Below are 18,393 nucleotides of genomic sequence, written 5' to 3'. Positions count from 1 at the left end.
AGATTCGACAAGCGCGGCTACGTCTACCTCGGCACCGTCACCGCAGCCGCACTCGTCATCTGGCTTCGCTCGTGATCGCCAGGACACTGCCTAGACCGCGAGCTGCCCGCATAGCGCTGCCCCCAGGCTCCCGCCGGCTACCGGTCGGCGGGCGCGTCAACCGGCACCACCCATCGCACAGGAAGGCCCCTGACCGGGGCCGGACTCGATTGGAGCGCACAGCATGTGTGAGACCAGGAACGTGACCATCCCCGCCCACGACGGGCCCATCGACCTCTCCCGCCCGCACTTCGTGGGCATTGGCGGTTCCGGCATGTCGGCGGTGGCCCAGCTGCTGCTGGCCAGTGGCAGCCGCGTCTCCGGCTCGGACACCAGCGACACCGCTGCCCTGCGGGCGTTGGAGGACGCCGGGGCCCGCGTCGCTGTCGGCCACACCGCCAGCAACCTGCCCGCGGACACCACCGTCCTCGTGTGGTCCAGCGCCGTCACGGCCTCCAACCCGGAGCTGACCGCCGCCCGCCGCACCGGCATCCCGATCGTGCACCGCGCCGACGTCCTCGCTCACCTGATCGCCACCGCCGAGCAGTCCGTCGCTGTCGCCGGAACCCACGGCAAGACCATGACCACCGGCATCCTCAGCGCCGCCCTCGCCCACATGGACCCGTCCCACGTCATCGGCGGCACCCCCGTTGGCCGTCCCAACGCCCACCACGGCAGGGGCGGTCTCTTGGTCGCCGAGGCGGACGAGAGCGACCGCACTGTGGGCCGCTACCACCCGCAGGTTGCCGTCGTCCTGAACGTCGACGACGACCACCCTGAGCAGTACGTCGACCTGGACGACGCCCTCGACACCTTCGAGCGTCTGGCCCGCAACAGCGGTGTCCTGGTCGTCTCCGCCGACGACCACGGCGCCCGCCTGCTGACCGAGCGCCTCCAGCTCGCCCCCGGCCCGCGTGTCGTGACCGTAGGCGAGAGCAGGAACGCGGACGTGCGCGTGATGCGCGTCCTGTGGGACGGGGCGGCCAGCCACGTCACCGTGCAGGACACCGACGGGTCGTGGCACCAGTTCACCCTGGCCGTCCCCGGACGGCACAACGCCATGAACGCCGCCGCCGCGTTCGCCGCCGGCCGGGCGCTCGGAGCCGAGCCCGCCGACCTGGTGGAAGGCATCAACGCCTTCCAGGGCATCCAGCGCAGGCTCACCACCACCGGCAGCCACGCTGGGGTGACGGTGCTGGACTCCTACGCCCACCACCCGAGCGAGATCACCGCCGACCTGGCCACCGCCCGCATGCTCACCGAGGGCCGGGTGATCGCCGTGTTCGAGCCGACCGGCTGGACCCGCACCGCCGCCCTCGGCGAGGAGATGGGCCGCCGGCTCGCGGCGGCGGACGAGGTCGTCATCCTCAACGTGCACTCAACGGTCGAGTCCCCGCTGACCGGAGTTGGCACCGAGCCGATCGCCGCCACGGTGGCCGAGATGGGCGGCCGAGCCCACGCCACCACGGGCGGCCAGGAGGTTGAGGACCTGGTCGCTGAGCCGGCCGGGCCCGGCGACCTCGTGGTGACGATGGGCGCCGGGACGGCCGACCGCGTCGGTAGGGCGGTCCTGCTGCGGCTGGCCGAGGCCCCGGCACCCGCACCGGCCCCGTAGTCAGCCCACGATGCCCACGGCGTCGAGCTTGGTCAGCCGCATCGCGGTGTCCTCCAGCCCGACGCTGTGGGAGCCCTTGATCAGCACCACATCTCCGGGCTTGAGGTAGGTCAGCAGCAGATCGAGGGCGGCGTCCCGGTTCGGTACCAGCGTGGACGTCACGCCGCCCTCGACAGCACCCGCGTGCACCAGGGCGGCCTCCGCCCCGCCGACCGCGATCAGGTCCGTGACACCGCTCTGAGAAACAAGGCGGCCCAGCTCCGCGTGGTGGGCCTCGGACTCCTCGCCCAGCTCCCGCATCTCGCCCAGGACCGCAACCGCCCTCCGCCCATCGGCCGCCATCGCGACCAGCGCGGCCAGGGCGACGGCCATCGAATCGGGGTTCGCGTTGAAGGCATCATTGATCACCGTCACCCCGTCCGGGCGCTCGGTGACGTCCATCCGACCCGGCGTCAGCTGCCGGGCACTGCTCAGCGCCTTGGCCACCTTCTGCACGCTCGCGCCGAGGCCGATCGCGACCGCAGCGGCGGCGCTCGCGTTGGCGACGTGGTGGGCGCCGTGCAGCCCCAGCGCCACGCGGGCCTTCTCACCCTGGTGGACGAGGGCCGGCCCGCGGCGTCCAGCTCGACGTCGACGGCCCGGACATCCCCGGCCTCCAAGCCGAACGTCAGGACCGGTGCACTCGTGCGCGGTGCCATTGACATGACGTACGGGTCATCCGCGTTCAGCACCGCCAGGCCGTCGGCGGGCAGGGCCTCGACGAGCTCGCCCTTCGCGGCGGCGATCGAGTCCTTCCCGCCGCCGAACTCGCCGACGTGCGCGGTCCCGACGTTCAGCACCAGGCCGACCTTCGGCGGAACGATCCCCGTCAGGTACGCGATGTGCCCCATGCCGCGCGAACCCATCTCCAGCACCAACAGGCGGGTGTTCTCGTCCGCCCGCATCACGGTCAGCGGCAATCCGATCTCGCCGTTGAACGAGAGCGGGGTGGCGACTGTGGTGTCCATGGTCTCCAGAACCTGGGCCAGCAGGTCCTTGGTGCTGGTCTTCCCGGCCGAGCCGGTCAGGGCGATGACCGTCGGCGACTTGAGACGGCCCAGTACCGCGCGGGCCAGGTCGCCCATCGCGTCCTGCACATCCGGCACCACGATCGCCGGCACCCCGACCGGCCGGGCGGCCAGCACTGCCGCCGCCCCGGCCCGGGCGGCGGCCTCGGCGAAGCGATGCCCGTCGGTGCGCTCGCCGGGCAAGGCGATGAACAACGCGCCGGGCTCCACCAGCCGCGAGTCGATGACCCCGGGCCGGTCCACCACCACGTCCGCGTCCGGGGCGTCGTGCAGAGCACCCCCGACGGCCTCGGCGATCTCTTGCAAGGTCATGGGGACCACGGTGGCTCCGATCCATCGACACCCGCCCCGCCTCGGGACGGCCTCCCACCGACGCTAGCGGCTCCCCAGACCCTCGCCCGAAGTCCCACGCATTCCGAACCAGACCGTGACATAAGGAAGATGAGCATGTCTGATGCACGTCGTATCGCCCTCGTCACCGGTGGCCGGTCCGGTGAGCGCGACCGCTCGCTGATCTCCGGCGAGGCCGTCCGCGAGTCGCTGGTCCGCCAGAGCCTGCCGCACGTCGTCCTCGACCCCACCGACAAGGACTTCACCGACCGCGTCCGCGAGACGGACGTCGCGTTCCTCGCCATCGCCGGCCAGTGGGCCGAGGACGGCAAGCTCCAAGGCCTCCTGGACACCCTCGGCGTCCCCTACACCGGCTCCGGGGTACTGGCCAGCGCGATGGCGATGCACAAGCCCACCTCGAAGACCCTGGTCCTCGCCGGTGGCGTCACCGTCCTGCCGCACATCCCGCTGCAGGGCCACGAGGATCCGGGCGAGGCCGCGCGGGCCTGTGTAGAGGAGCTGGGCCTGCCAGTCATCCTGAAGCCCACCTCGGAGGGCGGGTCGATCGGCATGCGGGTCTTCCGGGACCTGAACTCGCTCACCACCACGCTCACCCACGACACCCGCGGCGGCGAGTGGTTCATCGAGCCCTTCAAGGAGGGCACCGCAGTCACCTGCGGCGTGCTGGAGAAGGACGGCGCGCTGATGACGCTCCCGCCGCTGGAGACCGTCCCCACCAGCGCCGACTTCTACGACTACAAGGCCAAGCGCAACCCGGCCGGCCACCGCTACCGCTGCCCCGCCCAGTTCCCGGACGCCGTCCTCGCCACCATCTCCCGCGCGGCCGTCCGGGCCCACCAGGTCCTGAACTGCTCGGGCTACTCGCGCTCGGACTTCCTCGTCACCCCGGCCGGCGACATCCACTGGCTGGAGGTCAACACCCTGCCCGGCCTCTCCCCGCACGGGAACCTCGCCACGATGGCCGCCGCAGCCGGGATCAGCTACGACGCCCTCATCCAGGCCATGCTCGCCACCGCCCACACCGACGGGTACCGGCCGTGAGCGCCGCCCTGCCGCTGGCAGCGGCCGACGTCTACGACGCCCAGCGCCGACTGCGCGGAGTCGCCGCCTCCACCCCCGCGCTCTCACACCCGACACTGGACGACATCGCCGGACGGAGCGTGGTCAGCAAGGCCGAGGCCCTGCAGCGGACCGGCTCGTTCAAGTTCCGCGGCGCCTACAACGCCGTCGCGGCCCTCAGCCCGCGCGAGCGGCGGCGGGGAGTGATCGGCGCGTCCTCCGGCAACCATGCCCAGGCTCTCGCCCTGGCCGGCCGCCTGCTCGGAGTGCCGGTCACCGTGGTCGTTCCGCACGACGCCCCCAAGGCCAAGGTGGACGGCGCCCGCGCCCTCGGGGCCGACATCGTCGCCTACCACCGTCAGCGCGACGATCGCGACGCCCTCACCGATCGCCTATCCGTCGACCACGGCTATACCGTCGTGCCGTCCTCCAGTGCCCACGCGGTCATGGCGGGAGCCGGCACCGTCGCGCTGGAACTGCTCTGGCAGGCCCCCGTGCTGACCGCGATCCTCGTGCCGGTCGGCGGAGGAGGGCTGGCGGCCGGCACCGCCGTCGCGGCCAAGCACATCAACCCGAACATCAAGGTCATCGGCGTGGAGCCGCAGGCCGCAGCCGACACCGCAGCCTCCCTGCAGGCCGGCCAGCTCGCCGAGCTGGCCGCCGTCCCCGACACCATCGCGGACGGCCTGCGGCACACCAGCCCCGCACCGCTGCCATGGGAGATCAACCGTGTGCTACTGGATGGCGTGGTGACCGTGACGGACGCTCAGATCGTGCAGGCTATGGGCTGGGCGTTCAAGCACCTGAAGGTCGTGGCCGAGCCCTCCGGGGCGGTCGCGCTCGCGGCCATGGACGGTCTCGACCTGCCGCCCGGACCCGTCGGCGTGATCATCTCCGGGGGTTCGGTGGACCTGGACGCCTTCCACCGCCTCGTGGCCACCCCGCCGCCCAGGAAGGAACCAGCCCTTGCCTGACCAGCCCAACCGCCACCCGATCCCGCTGATCACCCAGTACGCCACACCGGACTTGATCAATGCCATCGCATACGAGGGCCACCCGCCCGGCGACGACGACAACTGGATGGCCAGCGGCGCCCCGAACAAGGCTGCCTACGGCTACTGGTCCACCCGGCTGTGCGGCATGGCTTGCCTAAGGATGGCCCTGTTCGCCCGCGACGGCCACGCACCCACCCTGTTCGACCTCCTGGCCGGATGCCTCTCCTACGGCGGCTACGTCCAGCAGGAGGACGGCAGCGTCGGCGGCCTCTACTACCGGCCGTTCACCGAGTACGCCGCCGCCAGCCACGGACTCAAGTCGGAGATTATTACCACCCTGGACCCGGCCCGACTGGTCAGCGAGCTCGACAAGGGCCACCTCGTAATGGCCTCCGTCCACAAGGAGATTCGACGGCCCGACCGGGCGGCGCCCGGACGCGGCGGACACCTCGTCCTCGTCACCAGCCATCAGGAGGGCGAAGTGACCTTCCGCAACCCCTCCGGCCACACCGCAGACACCGTGGACGCAACCCTGCCGCTTGACCTGTTCGACAACTTCGCCGCCCACCGGGGCATCGCACTGCAACTCTGAACGCCCTCCGTGGCTCGCCGCCCCGCTCGTCATGCCCGACGGCTCCCTGATGAAGCGGGAGCGCGGGACGCCTCAAGGCGCCCCGGTCTCTCCCGTGCTGGCGAATCTGTTCCTGCAGTACGCGTTCGACACTTGGATGGCCCGGAACTTCCCGGGCGTCCAGTTCGAGCGCTACGCGGACGACGCGGTGCTGCACTGCGTCTCCGAGAGCCAGGCCCGCATGGTCCTGGCAGCGCTGCGGGAGCGGATGGTCGGGGTCGGGCTGGAACTCCACCCGGACAAGACCCGGATCGTCTACTGCAAGGACCAACTGCGCCGGGGCTCGTACGAGCACACGGCGTTCACGTTCCTTGGGTACACGTTCCGAGCCAGAAGGGGCCGGAGCCGACATGGGAACCTGTTCCTCGGCTTCGACCCGGCGATCAGCAGGGACGCCCTGAACAAGATCAGCCGCGAGGTGCGGAGCTGGCATCTGCACCTTCGCACCGATCTGACCTTCAACGAGCTGGCGCGGAGGGTGAACCCCAAGGTGGCCGGCTGGATCAACTACTACGGCCGGTTCCGGCCGTGGGAGATGCTCGCCTTCCTGACGCGCATCAACGCCTGCCTCGTGCGGTGGATCCGGAAGAAGTACGGACGGCTCGCGGGTAAGCGGAAGGCGCTGGCGAAGCTCCAGGAGATCGCCCGGCGCTACCCCCGCATGTTCGCGCACTGGCGGCTCACGCCAACTGCGTGTGCGGTGTTGGTCTGATGATCAGAGCGGCACGAGCCGTGTAACGGGAGACTGTTACGCACGGTTCTGTGAGGGCCGGGGGGGTGAGATTCCCCCCGGCTACTCGGCACGGCCGATAATGCCGTGTTCGCACATCAGGCGGGCTATCCGTTTGCGGTTGACCACCCGGCCCTGGGCTCGCAGTTCCGCGTGCACCCTCGGAACCCCGTAGGCGCCCCGGGTCTCCCGGTGGACCTGGCGGATCTCGTGGACGAGGGCCGCCTCGGCCGCTGCCCGCTCGGTCCGGGCACGTGCCCCGGCCTGCCAGGCGTAGTAGCCGGAACGGGCGACGCCCAGGACCTCGCACAGCCGCTGGATGCCGAACTCGGCGGCATGGGCGGAGATGAAGTCCCAGCGGCGGGCCCTCACTTCATCTCCCGTGCGAAATAGGCCGCTGCCCGGCGCAGGATCTCCTTCTCGACCTGCCACTCGCGTTCGGCCTTGCGCAGCCGGGCGAGCTCGGCCCGCTCATCGGCGCTCAGTGCTTGCCCGGTCGACGACGGCCCGGCATCGGCGGCTCGTACCCAGTTCCGCAGGATCTCGTGGTTGACCCCGATCTCCTTCGCGACGGCCGCGAACGTGCGCCGGCCCTCCGAGGCCCGGTACAGCGCGACGGCATCACAACGGAACTCGTCCGAGTACTTCGACGGACGTCCCACCTGGACTTCCCTTCCTGGATCGACAAGATCCAAGTGTCAGGGTGTCCACGTCACGGGGCAAAGCTCAAGGCCGACTACAAAGAGCGCCATGCGGTTGAATGTGGGATCAATCGACTCAAGCGCCACCGTGCGGTGGCAACGAGATACGACAAGCTTGTCGTTCGCTACGAGGCGACCGTGCTGGTCGCGGCCATCAATGAATGGCTGTGACCAGCCTTCACAACAGCCTCTGGGCGAGGTTGTCGGTGACACGCTGGAGCACGGAGACTGCAGTCGCGTATTCCTCCTCCGTGATGTCGCCGAGGAGCTCCACACGCACCCGGTCCATGTGTTCCTTCGCCGTTGCCAGGCCCTCGCGGCCCTGCTCCGTGAGGGTCAGCCGGCCGTCCGCGCCGATGCCGAGCCAGCCCCGGTGTACGAGGGCGTCGACGGCGTGGACCATCACCTGGGTGCCCATGCCGTAGGGCACGGCCACGGCGCGAATCTCCTCCCTGGTGAGGCCGTGCTCGGCGCGGACGATGTTGTTGAGCGCCCACCACTGGGGCTGGGTCACGTCGATGCGTGCCAGGGCGGCTTGCGAGTGCCGCAGGATCGCCTCGGTGGCGCCCCAGGCGACCAGGGCGATGGGCCGCTGGTCGAGCGTGGCGGTGCCGTTCTGCGGGGTGCTTACGGTCGTCATGATCGCTAGGCTAGAACCTCAAGTGCGGTTGAGGTCAAGGTCGTGGCGCTGCCGCCACGAGATACAAGGAACTTGCCGTGGGCCAAAGTGGCAACCATGCTGGTCGCAGTCCTCAAAAGCGGCCGTGACCAGCACTTTGGCAACAGACCCTCCTCGATGACCACCTTCGAGACCCTGGCCGCGATCCGAGCCGCCTTCTCCAACTGCGGCAGCGTGGACAGGCGCTGCTTGTCCGTGGACCGCTTCGCGGCGCTGATCAACCGCGTTGTCATCAGGATCTCGAACAGGTCCAGCGCGTCATCGATCGCCTTCGCCTCCAGGTGGCGCGTCACTGCGGTGAGCATCGCCGTGCGCTTGGGCTCTGGAGTCCGCTCCAGCTTGGGCGCCTTGGTGCCCAGCCCGTACCGGGCCAGCGCGGACAGCCGGTTCGGCGGCATCTGCTCCAGCCGTACCCGTCCCAGTTGGAAGGCGACGATGTCCTCGACCCGCTGCAACGCGGCCTTCATGGCGGTGCCGGTGTCCGCGTCGGCGGCCGGCGCATCCGCTCCAGCTCCGAGTACCGTTTGCCCTCCGGCGTCTTCAGCGTGGCGACCAGGACGCCGGGCAGTGCCGGGTCCGCCCGCCGGGGCGCCCTGGTGACCGTGGTGTGCAGCCGCTTGTCCGCGACGGTGCGGACCTCGGCGACCTGCCGCGCCAGCACGCTCACCCCGGCAAGAGCCCCCGGTTGCGGCGCAGCCAGCCCATCGCGTGATCGAACAGGGCCTTCGGCCCCTCCGCGTGCGCCGTCCACGCCCGGCTGTGCAGGAAGGCCCGGAAGCGGGCCCAGGCGGAAGCCGTCGCTGCTGGTCCGAGACGCCGAGCACCGCGGCGAGGTGGTGGAGGTCGCGGGCGGTGCCCGGGCTGGCGGGATCGGCCGCGTGGTCGTAGGCGGCTTGCAAGCGAGAAGGCGGACTACTTGCACGCCTCCTCGCCGCCCTCTCCGACCGACTCATGGCGAAACGCTGAAACGACGGATGACGCCTTGCTCCAGCTGAGCGCGACGAAGTCCCAGCCCGCGGGCACCGGATACAGTTGGCCGCCGGATCTCCGAGTCCCGAACCTCCCCGAGCGCCTCGAAGAGCTCGGGTAGGTTGCCATCGCGATCCGGCGCACCCGGCCACCGCGGTTGCGTTTTTCGACCTGCCGGGCGGCACCCTGATGGTGCGTCAGGCTGCGTGGCGAGAGCCGGACCTCAGCGTCCGGCGAGAGTGTCGAACCAGGTGCGGATGAGGGGGTAGGAGGCCAGCGCCGAGCCGTTGTGGTCGGCGGCGCCCGCGTCCACCACCGGCGCGTCGACCCCGGCACCCGCCAACTGCGCCTTGCAGCCGAGGGTGTTGGTGGGTGCCACGTCCCGGTCGCCGTCCGCGTCGTAGAGCTGGACCGGCACCTGCGGCGCCCACTGGCAGACGCTGTCCGCCACCCGGAACATCTGCGCGAACTTGCCGGTCGGGTGTTGGAGTTGCCGCAGGAAGGCGGGGGTGAAGAGCTGCTGCAGGCTGTCCGGGAGGGCGGCGGCCACCTGCTCGTCGGTGTGCTCGCCGTCGAACAGGTCGGTCACGGTGCGGTCGTAGGGCGCCTGGAAGGCCTCGGCGGGTGAGCCGTAGAGCGGGTGCAGCCGGTTCCACGCGACCACCAGGTCGGCGGCGTAGAACGCGGCTTCCGTGCCGAGCAGTTGGCCGCCGAGGGCGGCCGGCAGCTCGCTGCCCATCAGGTCGTACGGTCCGCTCACCGGGGCCAGTGCGGTCAGCCGGTACCCGGGAACCTGCCCATGCTGCAACGCCCGCCCGATGCTCATCGCGGCCGCCCCGCCCTCGGAGAAGCCGGTCACCAGCACCCGGCCGTCGGCGCGCATGCCGTGCCGGGCCTCGACCTCCCGGGCGGCGACCAGCAGGTCGGTCGAGGCCGTGGTCTCCGAGGGCGCGTCCAGGTACGGGTGGGTGCCGGGCCCGACACCCAGCCCCAGGTAGTCCGGCGCCACCGCGGCGAAGCCGTCCCCGGCGAACATCACCGCCGCCGCGCGGTTGGGCCCGTCCGCCACTGACGGGGCCTCACCTCGGTAGGCCATGGTGCCGTGCGCGTACTCGACGGTGGTCAGTGCGCGCGGCCCCGGATCGTGCGGGAGCGCCACCAGCCCGCTCGCGGTGGTGGGCCACCCCTCGGGGGTGACGGTCCGATAGACCACCCGCTCCAGCTCGACCCCGCCCTGTTCGGCCGGGGTGACGAAGCCGGCGTCCCGGACACTGGTGGTGGCCTGCTGGGCGTCCAGTAAGGCGAGCGGGGTGACCGAGACCACGGTGCCGCGGTGTGCCCGGCCGGCGCCAAGGTCCGCCGCCGTTGCGGTGGCGCTGCCGGCCCCGGCCGTCAGGCAGAGGACGGCGGCGGCTGCGGACAGCCGCAGGGCGGTGCGGCGGTGCGACTGATGCTTCGGCATCGGGTTGGTCATCGAAGTCTTCCCTCGTTCGGTTGCGCTCCCGGGAGCTTCCCGGTGCCCCCAACACTTCCAGCGCGGCGGCCCGGGAACGATGGAGCTGCCGGGCGTACCGCGGGTGGGGAAAACCCCCGGTACGCCCGGGGGAGAACCAGTATCACCACCCGCCCCAGCCGCCAGGCCCGCAGGTCGGCCCTGACCTGGGTGATGACCGTCTGGTCGTTGGTGTTGCCGGGCCAGGCCCAGATCCGCACCGGGATGCCTTCGCGGGTGACGGCCAGTCTGAGGTTCCCCCGATCCTCAGGTGCCGGCCTGATCAGGCCCACCGGGGCGACGTCGTGTCAGAGCCGTCGCCTAGAGTGCAGCATCCAACAGACCGACGGCTGGCAAGAGGGTGGGCGATGACCGAGGCATGGAGCCGGCTGCGAGCGCTCATGGGAGAGCCGGTGTACATCCCGGCACAGGTTCCGTGGGAGCTGGCGCCCGCCGATCTGGGCGTCCAACTACCATCGGACTACCGCGCGTTCATCGACCTGTATGGCGGGGTGAACCTGAACGGCGAGTGGGGTGTGTTCACACCGAAGAGGAACTCGCGCTTCCTCGACGTGCCGGGCGGGATGGCGGGATGGCGCTTCGAGGCCGACATCAACCTCCGCGATCAGGTCGAAGGCGAGGAGCAGTGGTGGGATCAGCAGGACCCCACCCCGGTGTTCCCGGACCCCGGCGGCTTGCTGCCCTGGGGCTCGAACAGCAACCACAACCAGTGCTGCTGGCAGACTACCGGTCCGGACCCTGAGCAGTGGCCGGTGACGGTGTTCTACGACGACCGACTCGACCACTTCGACGGTGGCTTCGCGGAATTCCTGCTAACCGTGCTGACCGGCGGTTACACCGCAGAGGCCGAGTTGCTGGTACTCGCCGACCCTGACGTGTGGGGGCCTCAGCTGCCCCGCCCTCTCTGGTCACCCGGCGAAGACTGGGCGGGCAGGAACTGGGGCCTCGAGTGGGGCATCGAGGGCTTTCCCACCGAGCCCAGGTCGACGGAGATGCCCTGGGTCAGGAAGTGACGCTCTGCGGGAGATGTCAGAGTAGCCCGCTGACCGTCAGTGGACGAACCCGCCCCAGGCGCGGCCCAGGCGTGCCATGATCACCACATGAGCGAGTACTCCTGGCCCTGGGAGAACTACCAAGACCGAGCGGCCATGGCACGAGCGGCCTGGCCCGAGACCGTCCGAAGCGTGCCCATCGGCACCCACGTCACGGGCGAGGTCATCGGCCAACAGCCCTTCGGTGTCTTCCTCGCCATCGACGGCAGTCCCGACGCTGTCGGCCTCGCCAAGGTCACGGCCATGCCCAGTTGCCTGGACTTGCCCACCGTGGGCCGGCGCGTCTCCGGCGAAGTCATCTGGCACGCCGAGCACAACCACCAGGTGGGGATCACGCTCACCGAGTGGGCCCAGCATGAGGATCTCCTGCCCCGGTTTGCCAACCGTGCCGGTCAGGTCGTCACCGGACGCGTCACCAAGCTCGCGCCGATCGGAGCCTTCGTCCGCATCGCCGACTGCGTCGAAGGGCTCGTCCGTCCGGAGGACCTTCCAGGCGAGACCGTCGTGGAAGGGCAGGAGTTGCCGGTCACCATCCTCGGAGTTGATCTCGAACGACGTCGCATCCTCCTGTCCGCGACGTGTGGACGTTGACCAGGGCGACCAGATGCAGAAGTCGATCACCAACCTCAGCTCCTGGAGCGTTGAGGACGTCGAGGCTCACATGGCCGGGCTTCCACGCGGGCAGGAACTGGAGCGGATCCGCGTGGTTGCGCAGTCCCACGTCAACCGATCTTTGGAGCCGCGCGAGGTCCGTCTGCGCTGGGCCAAGCTCTCCCTGGCGGCGAACAAGCAGTTCCACGGCGACGAACCATGGTCGCAGACCCGCATGCGCTGCCAGGAGTTCCGCCTTCGTACTTGGGTCATCGAACATATCGGCCCGGACGCCGATCCCGACTGGAACCCTGACGCCCTGGCCGAAGACACCATCGCGGCGCTCTCGCTCCAACCGGGCCAGGCAGAGGCGACCGCCGCGAACTGGCGAGAGCTCCCGATCGAGCAGATCGGTGTTCTGCGCCGTCACAAGAACCTCACCGGCCACATCGACCGGTTGATGCCAAGCCTGCGGCCCGGACCGATTAAAGATCAACTCGCCGCGTGGGCTTCGGTGCGCGCGCACCTGCCTTGAGATCTAGCCCCGTACTTCGCAGGTCGCTGATTCAGTTCGGGCGGATGCTGCCCAGTGCCTGACCGCCGCCGACTGATCGCAGCGTCAGCTCAGCTCAGTGCGGCCTCGCCCGAGTGGACGGCGCGGATGGCGCGTTCGACAGTCTCTTGGTTTTCACCGACCGGGGCGACGTAGCCGATGACGTCGCGCGCGGCGTCTTCCCCGAGCACTCGGGTGATGACCCAGGTGGCGAGGTACTGGGATGCCAGGCAGCCGCCCGCCGTGGCGATGTTCCCCTCGGCGTGGAACGGTGCGTCCAGCACGGTGACGCCGCAGGCTTCGACGACAGGGCGGCTCTTGATATCCGTGCAAGCGGGCATGCCCTTCAGGAACCCGAGCCGGGCGAGCACCAGCGCGCCCGAGCACTGCGAGCCGATCAGCTGTCGCGAGGGGTCGAGCTGCAGCGTGGAGATCAGCTGGTCGTCGGCGACCACGTCTTGTGTTTTCACTCCGCTGCCGATCAGGACGACGTCGGCCTCGGTCACGAACTCCATCGGGCGCTGCCCGGTCACCTCGACGCCGTTCATGGACGTGACCACCGGCGTCGGCGTTGTAATGAAGGCCTCCAGGCCGTCCTTGCGGCACCGGTTGATCAACGCGGAGGCGATGAAGCTGTCGAGTTCGTTGAAACCGTCGAAGGTGACCACGGCTACCTGCATCACAACTCCTTCAAGCACGAGATGTCTCAGTCTCTCCTGGCATGCCGTTCCGGGTCGAGATCCATTCAGCGGCGGGTGGATCGTGCCCGCCTTCGTCACTCATCGACTGACTCCATGTTCTCGCACGTCGCTGGTTCAGGTCTGTGGCCAGCGGGTTTGTCTGATGTCGACGTCGAGGAGGTCGAGGAGGTGGAGTTGGACGCCGCGGGTGATCTGGATGGTCGGCGGGTCGGTGATGTGACCGATGCGGAGGGTGAGTTCGCCGAGATGGTAGAGGATCATCCGGCCGGTGGGTCGCACCCGGCGGTTGTCCGGGTACAGGCCGGCCATGGTCTGCTGCGGCCCGAGAGCGCGTCTGGCCTGCCGCTCGATCAGGCTGAAGACAAGCAGGGCCAGGCAGATGACCTGGATCAGGGCCGCGACGCGGTGGTTGTGCTGGACGAAGACGGGAGTGACGGCGAGGGGTCCCTTGAAGTCCGCGTAGCGGCGCTCGACCGTGCCCTGGCCCTTGTACTGGATCAGGACCTGGGCCGGGTCGGCCTGGTTGGCGGTCAGCGAGGTGATCAACGCGTACCAGCCGTCGACCGCCGCTTCCGCGTAAAGGAGGTCCTGGTCGAAACTCCAGTCCAGAGACGGTTTCCCGTTCGTGCCGGTATCGGTGTGCCAGCGCAGGCAGGACGTCACACGGCGCTTCGCGGCGATCACGCCGACGCGGGCCGCCACCTTCTCGGCCGTGCTGTAGTAGCGCCCGCCGGCGGCCCGAGCTAGCGTATCGAGGTCCTCGCGTGCCCTGGTCAGACGTTTGTCACGCGCGGCCTTCTGGCCCGCGGCGTTGCCGGTGGAGTGGACCAGGATCCGGCGCAGCTTGAGGACCGGATCGCGCTTGCGGGGCCCGCCCATCGTGTGAGTGTCTTCCAAAACCCGGTAGACCTCCCGCTCGGCCGGGTCCTTGCCCGCCTCCCGGTCGGGCACCCAGTCGACGACCGCAGCCTGCTCCAGGTCGAGAGCCGCGTAGACCTCGTCCTTGACCTGCGAGGCCGGAACCGGGGCGATGAACGGCACCCGTGCCTCCAACAACGCGGCGATGTTGGCGTAGGAGACCAGCTTGGAGCCCGCAACGAGCAGGAACTTTCTGGGCGCGGTGATCTTCTGTAGGTCCTTCATCGCACCGACGACCTGGCCCACCTCGGCGGTCCCGCCGCCCAGGACCCGGGCGTGGACCGGGATCCCGCCGTCGCCGGTGACCGCGAGTCCGGCCTGGATCTGCTTCAGGTCCACCCGCCGATCCTTGGGGTGCCCGTATCCGATCAGCGGAAACGCGCAGTCCTGGTCCTGGTCCGGGTAGGCGCCCTGGACGGACATGCTGGTCATGTCCCAGTGCATCCGGCCCACGTCGATGCCGAACTCCGCGATCGCCCTGGCGCCGACTGTGCCGGCGATCTGCTCCAACTGCGGGGCGATCGCGTCCAGAGCTCGGGCGAGGCGGTCGTCGTTGAGCAGGCCGGGCTCCACACCGAAGACCTCCTCCACCGCCCAGGTCCGGGCCCAGTCCCCGACCCGTACCAACGGAGCGGGCGAGGTCAGCCGGTTCGCGATCAGCACCTCGATCACCTGTCCATGCGTCAGGTGGGCACTCGCACCTCCCGGGCACAGGGCATCGACGATCCCGGCCACGTCAAGCCGGCGCAGAAACTCGGCAGCGACAGGCAGAGCGCCCAGACGCTTCTCCACCACGGACACCACCGCGCACTCAAGGCGCTGACGCTGGGACCGCGACCGTGGGGACTGGGAAGTCATCGACATACCCAGTCAACGCCCCAACCCGATCCAGGGCACTACACCCAGCCACAGACCAGCCGAATCAACGACCTGCGAAGTACGGGGCTAGCCCATCCACCGGGCGATGGTCGACGCTGCCCGGCGCGGCCACTACTGAGCACCTCAGTGGTTGAAGCGCAGCTCCACCTCGACCTGGTCGCCGAGCCGGGACCGCAGGACCACCCGGCACCGGGTCCACTCGCTCGCGTGCGGGCACCGGCAGCTGCGCTCCTCCACGACCAGGGGCAGGCCGAAGCGGTCGTCGGTGAGCAGACCGACCACCAGGTCGTGCGGCAGCGCGTTGCCCCAGTGGCAGTTGAGCTCGAACGCCCACCGCTGCTCCGTGCCGTCGGCCGTCCGCCAACCAGTGAACCAGCGCAGTTCCTCGGTCCGGAACGCGGCGATGCGGCGCAGGAGTCCACTGGGCAGCCAGAGCGGGTGGGCGGGGTCTTTGAGGTGCCGGTACCAGCGGTCCAGGTGCGCCTGCTCGTCGCGGGTCAGGGTGTCCTGCGACCCGCTCCATTGCGGAGTGGGGAGTGGCGGAGACCGTCACCGGCAAAACGGTCTGGGCCGAGATCGCACTGCCGACTGCTGTCGACGTACCCGAGCTCACCAGCATCAATGCACCTCAACGGCAGTGACACACGAAGCCGAACGCCCGGTGACATCTCAGCCGAACCTCACAGCGTCTGCTGCCGGAGATCCGCATCCTGCGGTGGACGTGCGTCGATGCGATCGGAGAACGGTCGGCGCGGAGTCGCATACGCATGGTGAGGTGATCAACTCCTAGTAGGACAGTCGATCTTGCTGGTCGTCCGGCAGGGCCCCTTGCCGGACGACCGGCTTCGAAATGCGGGGGGAACAGGCTTGACGACCAACCGATCCGTGCGCGGCGTGACCGTGCTCGCCACCGGGGCCTTGCTCTGGAGTTTCTGCGCGGCACCCGCCAGTGCGGACGCCGTGCGTGATTCGCAGTGGCCATTGCAGAACTACGGTGCGGCGGACCGCGTCTGGCCGGTCAGTCAGGGCGAGGGGGTGATCGTCGCTGTCATCGACAGCGGGGTGTCCGACCATCAGGACCTGAGCGGTCAGGTCCTGCCGGGAGCCGACTTCTCCGGCGGCATGTCGGACGGGCGCAAGGACACGGTCGGACACGGCACGAGCATGGCCGGCCTGATCGCCGGCCACGGGCACGGTGGCCAGGCCGGTGTGATGGGGCTGGCCCCCAAGGCGAAGATCCTCCCGGTCAAGGTCGACCTCGGCGACGGCAAGGGCAACCAGGACGCTCTCGACAACATGACCACGCACACCGACGTCGCCGACGCGGTGCGCTTCGCCGTGGACCACGGCGCGAAGGTCATCAGCATGTCGATAGGCGGCGAGACCGGGGACGACACGGCGGCACGCGAGGCGATCAGGTACGCCGTGGACAAGGACGTCGTCCTCGTCTCCGCCACGGGCAACAAGGGGGACACCGGGCACCCCGTGCAGTACCCGGCCGCCTTCCCCGGGGTCGTCGCGGTGGGAGCCGTGGACCGGCAGGGCCACGTATGGAACATGTCCGACAAGGGACCCGAGACCACCCTGGTGGCCCCGGGCGTCGATATCACCGATGCCACGGCCACGTCGTCCTCCAGCTACGGCAAAGGCAGCGGCACGTCGTCCTCCACCGCCTACGTCTCCGCCATCGCGGCCCTCATCCGGTCGAAGTTCCCCAACCTGTCGGCCGGGCAGGTCATCAACCGGATGATCAAGTCAGCGGTCGCGCCGCCCGACAAATCGACGGTTCCGAACGACAGTTACGGCTACGGCATCGCCTCCGCCGCCGGGGCGCTGGCGCCCAACCCCACCGTCGACAACGGACCCAAGGAGAACCCGCTCCTCCACCGCGTCGAGTCGCACAAACCGGCCGGTGTCGACGATTCCGAGCCCTCCGCCTCCCCGTCGGCCGCGGCCTCCCCCGCGGGTAGCGGCACCGGCGGCGCCGGCACCGCCGCCAAGAACAGCAGCCGAGGTCCGCTTCTCGCGCTGGGCGGCGGGATCGCCGTCCTCGTGGTGGTGGTCGTCGTCGTTCTCGTGATACGCCGCGCCCGCCGGAGCGGCGGCGGCAGCGGCGGGCCCGGTGCGCCCGGCGCCGGCGCCGGACCGGCCGACTACATGACTCCGGCGCCGCAACCGCCGTTCGGGGGCGCAGCGCAGCAGCCGCCGTTCGGTGCGCCGGTGCCGCAACAGGGCTACGCCCCGGCCTACCCGCCGCAGCAGCCTCCGGCGGGCCCTCCCGCCGGGAACCCGTACCAGAGCTGAACACACCTGACCGCAGCCCCGCGCGACTCCCGACCTCTGAGGCATGGAAGACCCCGCGCCGCGGTGGCTTCCACCGGTGGCGGGCCCCAGGTGTGCGAATCGAGCGGCCCGGCAGTCACCAGAGACCAACTCCGGTTCCCGGCGTTCAGGGCCTGGTGAAACCTCACCGCGATGGGACCACCGCCTTGCAGTCCCACCCGCGACAGCGACATCCCCACGAACGGCCTGACCCGGATAAACGGACGTATCGGCACAAACGTTGGACGGCTGGCGCATGGGCGTCTGAATTGCTTTGCGCGATGTGGTGCGGACAGACCACGATGTGCCACACCGAACAGAGGATCGAGCATGAATATTCGAGTGGACTACACGGCGGAACCCGAGGATCTCGCCGCGGCGGTGAGGGCGAATTTCCCATCCCCACCGATCCGTTGGGCCATCGCCGCGGCCTGGATCCTGCTGTCGCTGGCCTGCTTGGCAGCAGGTCTTGTTCTCTTCGCGATCGCGGCGCTCATCTGCGGCCTGCTGCAGATCCAGAACATCACGATCGTCACCAAGAAGCTCGCAGCCCGGGCCGCCCAGCGCTCAACCGGCCCGACGTCCGTCGCGATGACCGACGAGGAACTGGTCATCCGCACCCAATCCGGGGAGATGAGGATCGCCTGGCAATCGATCCTTCGGGTGGTGGAAAACCCCCTGGCCTGGACGTTGCTGGCGAAGTGGCAGGGCACGGCGGTATCCGCGACCGTCCTGAAAGCGGCTTTCACCGACGCCCAGACAGCCGAGGTCACGGCGGCGATCTCCCGGCTGACCAAGGCCAAGTTCAAGATCCGACAGACCAGGACCACCAAAGTCCCCGCCGGAGCCCGATAGCCCGCGAGTGGACCTGCCGAAGGCCGCTGGTACACCAATCTCGGCGGCGGTGGCGGCGTTTGCGGGCCGGGGCGAGGGTGAGCTTCCCCCGAGATGCGGCGGATGGTGACAGCGGGTCAGATGGGCCTCATGAGAGGACCCGAGGCCATGGCCGCCCCGAAGAAGTACCCGCA

Annotated in this window: 17 protein-coding genes and 3 pseudogenes; 11 read left to right on the top strand and 9 right to left on the bottom strand. The window is 69.7% G+C overall.

All coding sequences use genetic code 11. The features are described 5' to 3' along the window. The first annotated feature begins 223 nt into the window (after positions 1–223). Positions 224–1,654: a UDP-N-acetylmuramate--L-alanine ligase gene (gene murC, locus ACWDAK_RS37605; protein WP_427395986.1), complete on the top strand. Its 1,431-nt coding sequence runs from the start codon at positions 224–226 to the stop codon at positions 1,652–1,654. Here the strand turns inward: murC and ACWDAK_RS37600 are convergent. Then, a pseudogene (locus ACWDAK_RS37600) lies at positions 1,655–3,042 on the bottom strand (UDP-N-acetylmuramoyl-tripeptide--D-alanyl-D-alanine ligase). 126 nt (positions 3,043–3,168) lie between these two features. Between ACWDAK_RS37600 and ACWDAK_RS37595 the strand changes: the two are divergent. Genes ACWDAK_RS37595 through ACWDAK_RS37580 form a run of 4 tightly spaced genes read left to right on the top strand, consistent with a single transcriptional unit; the run spans position 3,169 to position 6,469 of the window. Continuing rightward, positions 3,169–4,113, top strand: a complete 945-nt coding sequence (locus tag ACWDAK_RS37595) for a D-alanine--D-alanine ligase family protein (protein WP_427395987.1) — start codon at positions 3,169–3,171, stop codon at positions 4,111–4,113. Further along, positions 4,110–5,105: a threonine ammonia-lyase gene (locus ACWDAK_RS37590; protein ID WP_427395988.1), complete on the top strand. Its 996-nt coding sequence runs from the start codon at positions 4,110–4,112 to the stop codon at positions 5,103–5,105. Before ACWDAK_RS37595 ends, ACWDAK_RS37590 begins: the two co-directional genes overlap by 4 nt. Then, complete coding sequence (locus ACWDAK_RS37585; protein ID WP_344641001.1) at positions 5,098–5,718, top strand: C39 family peptidase; 621 nt, start codon at positions 5,098–5,100, stop codon at positions 5,716–5,718. The genes ACWDAK_RS37590 and ACWDAK_RS37585 overlap by 8 nt, the downstream gene beginning before the upstream one ends. Before the next feature lie 31 nt (positions 5,719–5,749). Continuing rightward, entirely contained in the window at positions 5,750–6,469 is a 720-nt protein-coding gene (locus tag ACWDAK_RS37580; RefSeq protein WP_449806547.1) for a reverse transcriptase domain-containing protein, read from the top strand. A gap of 81 nt (positions 6,470–6,550) precedes the next feature. On the opposite strand, the gene ACWDAK_RS37575 is transcribed toward ACWDAK_RS37580, so the two are convergent. Together ACWDAK_RS37575 and ACWDAK_RS37570 are read right to left on the bottom strand one after the other, a co-directional pair. After that, positions 6,551–6,859, bottom strand: coding sequence for an IS3 family transposase (locus tag ACWDAK_RS37575; RefSeq protein WP_344641003.1), 309 nt, complete (start codon positions 6,857–6,859; stop codon positions 6,551–6,553). After that, complete coding sequence (locus tag ACWDAK_RS37570; RefSeq protein WP_344641004.1) at positions 6,856–7,149, bottom strand: transposase; 294 nt, start codon at positions 7,147–7,149, stop codon at positions 6,856–6,858. The genes ACWDAK_RS37575 and ACWDAK_RS37570 overlap by 4 nt, the downstream gene beginning before the upstream one ends. 69 nt (positions 7,150–7,218) lie before the next feature. On the opposite strand from ACWDAK_RS37570, the pseudogene ACWDAK_RS37565 reads away from it, so the two are divergent. Beyond that, positions 7,219–7,359 (top strand): annotated as a pseudogene (locus tag ACWDAK_RS37565) (IS5 family transposase); the annotation flags it as partial. A 7-nt stretch (positions 7,360–7,366) separates the two neighbouring features. On the opposite strand, the gene ACWDAK_RS37560 reads toward ACWDAK_RS37565, so the two are convergent. From ACWDAK_RS37560 to ACWDAK_RS37550, 3 genes and pseudogenes are all read right to left on the bottom strand, one after another. Then, entirely contained in the window at positions 7,367–7,828 is a 462-nt protein-coding gene (locus ACWDAK_RS37560) for a MarR family winged helix-turn-helix transcriptional regulator (protein WP_427395989.1), read from the bottom strand. A gap of 149 nt (positions 7,829–7,977) precedes the next feature. Then, positions 7,978–8,647, bottom strand: a pseudogene (locus ACWDAK_RS37555) (DUF4158 domain-containing protein); the annotation flags it as partial. A gap of 412 nt (positions 8,648–9,059) precedes the next feature. Beyond that, positions 9,060–10,298: an alpha/beta hydrolase family protein gene (locus ACWDAK_RS37550; RefSeq protein WP_427395990.1), complete on the bottom strand. Its 1,239-nt coding sequence runs from the start codon at positions 10,296–10,298 to the stop codon at positions 9,060–9,062. A 398-nt stretch (positions 10,299–10,696) separates the two neighbouring features. Here ACWDAK_RS37550 and ACWDAK_RS37545 point away from each other — a divergent pair, with 398 nt between their 5' ends. The 3 genes from ACWDAK_RS37545 (at position 10,697) to ACWDAK_RS37535 (ending at position 12,527) form a co-directional block, all read left to right on the top strand. Further along, positions 10,697–11,362 carry an SMI1/KNR4 family protein gene (locus ACWDAK_RS37545; RefSeq protein ID WP_344641007.1) on the top strand — a complete coding sequence of 222 codons (666 nt, stop codon included), beginning with the start codon at positions 10,697–10,699 and terminating at the stop codon, positions 11,360–11,362. A 171-nt stretch (positions 11,363–11,533) separates the two neighbouring features. Further along, positions 11,534–11,992 carry a S1 RNA-binding domain-containing protein gene (locus tag ACWDAK_RS37540; RefSeq protein ID WP_427395991.1) on the top strand — a complete coding sequence of 153 codons (459 nt, stop codon included), beginning with the start codon at positions 11,534–11,536 and terminating at the stop codon, positions 11,990–11,992. A gap of 13 nt (positions 11,993–12,005) precedes the next feature. Next, positions 12,006–12,527, top strand: a complete 522-nt coding sequence (locus ACWDAK_RS37535) for a hypothetical protein (RefSeq protein ID WP_344641009.1) — start codon at positions 12,006–12,008, stop codon at positions 12,525–12,527. A gap of 89 nt (positions 12,528–12,616) precedes the next feature. Here ACWDAK_RS37535 and ACWDAK_RS37530 read toward each other — a convergent pair whose 3' ends face one another. The 3 genes from ACWDAK_RS37530 to ACWDAK_RS37520 all read right to left on the bottom strand — a co-directional run bounded on the left by ACWDAK_RS37530 (position 12,617) and on the right by ACWDAK_RS37520 (position 15,325). Continuing rightward, the gene (locus ACWDAK_RS37530) at positions 12,617–13,225 is read right to left on the bottom strand and encodes a DJ-1/PfpI family protein (protein WP_427395994.1); all 609 of its coding nucleotides are present in this window, start codon (positions 13,223–13,225) and stop codon (positions 12,617–12,619) included. A 135-nt stretch (positions 13,226–13,360) separates the two neighbouring features. Then, entirely contained in the window at positions 13,361–14,956 is a 1,596-nt protein-coding gene (locus ACWDAK_RS37525; protein ID WP_427395992.1) for an IS1634 family transposase, read from the bottom strand. 210 nt (positions 14,957–15,166) lie between these two features. Further along, positions 15,167–15,325 (bottom strand): hypothetical protein, encoded by a 159-nt coding sequence (locus ACWDAK_RS37520; RefSeq protein WP_344641012.1) that lies wholly within the window; start codon positions 15,323–15,325, stop codon positions 15,167–15,169. A gap of 585 nt (positions 15,326–15,910) precedes the next feature. Here ACWDAK_RS37520 and mycP point away from each other — a divergent pair. Further along, the gene (mycP, locus tag ACWDAK_RS37515; protein ID WP_344641013.1) at positions 15,911–17,347 is read left to right on the top strand and encodes a type VII secretion-associated serine protease mycosin; all 1,437 of its coding nucleotides are present in this window, start codon (positions 15,911–15,913) and stop codon (positions 17,345–17,347) included. Between the two features lie 348 nt (positions 17,348–17,695). Next, entirely contained in the window at positions 17,696–18,220 is a 525-nt protein-coding gene (locus ACWDAK_RS37510) for a YcxB family protein (RefSeq protein ID WP_344641014.1), read from the top strand. The last annotated feature ends 173 nt before the right edge of the window (positions 18,221–18,393 follow it).

Source organism: Kitasatospora sp. NPDC001175 (genome assembly GCF_053598215.1).
Note: the sequence above shows the minus strand (reverse complement) of the source record. Positions and strands in the feature narration are given on the sequence as shown.

Bases quoted from the DNA above. Each gene is read 5' to 3' on its own strand.
- murC (WP_427395986.1), top strand. From the start codon at position 224: ATGTGTGAGACCAGGAACGTGACCATCCCCGCCCACGACGGGCCCATC.
- ACWDAK_RS37595 (WP_427395987.1), top strand. From the start codon at position 3,169: ATGTCTGATGCACGTCGTATCGCCCTCGTCACCGGTGGCCGGTCCGGT.
- ACWDAK_RS37580 (WP_449806547.1), top strand. From the start codon at position 5,750: ATGCCCGACGGCTCCCTGATGAAGCGGGAGCGCGGGACGCCTCAAGGC.
- ACWDAK_RS37560 (WP_427395989.1), bottom strand. From the start codon at position 7,828: ATGACGACCGTAAGCACCCCGCAGAACGGCACCGCCACGCTCGACCAG.
- ACWDAK_RS37550 (WP_427395990.1), bottom strand. From the start codon at position 10,298: ATGCCGAAGCATCAGTCGCACCGCCGCACCGCCCTGCGGCTGTCCGCA.
- ACWDAK_RS37545 (WP_344641007.1), top strand. From the start codon at position 10,697: ATGACCGAGGCATGGAGCCGGCTGCGAGCGCTCATGGGAGAGCCGGTG.
- ACWDAK_RS37535 (WP_344641009.1), top strand. From the start codon at position 12,006: ATGCAGAAGTCGATCACCAACCTCAGCTCCTGGAGCGTTGAGGACGTC.
- ACWDAK_RS37530 (WP_427395994.1), bottom strand. From the start codon at position 13,225: ATGCAGGTAGCCGTGGTCACCTTCGACGGTTTCAACGAACTCGACAGC.
- ACWDAK_RS37510 (WP_344641014.1), top strand. From the start codon at position 17,696: ATGAATATTCGAGTGGACTACACGGCGGAACCCGAGGATCTCGCCGCG.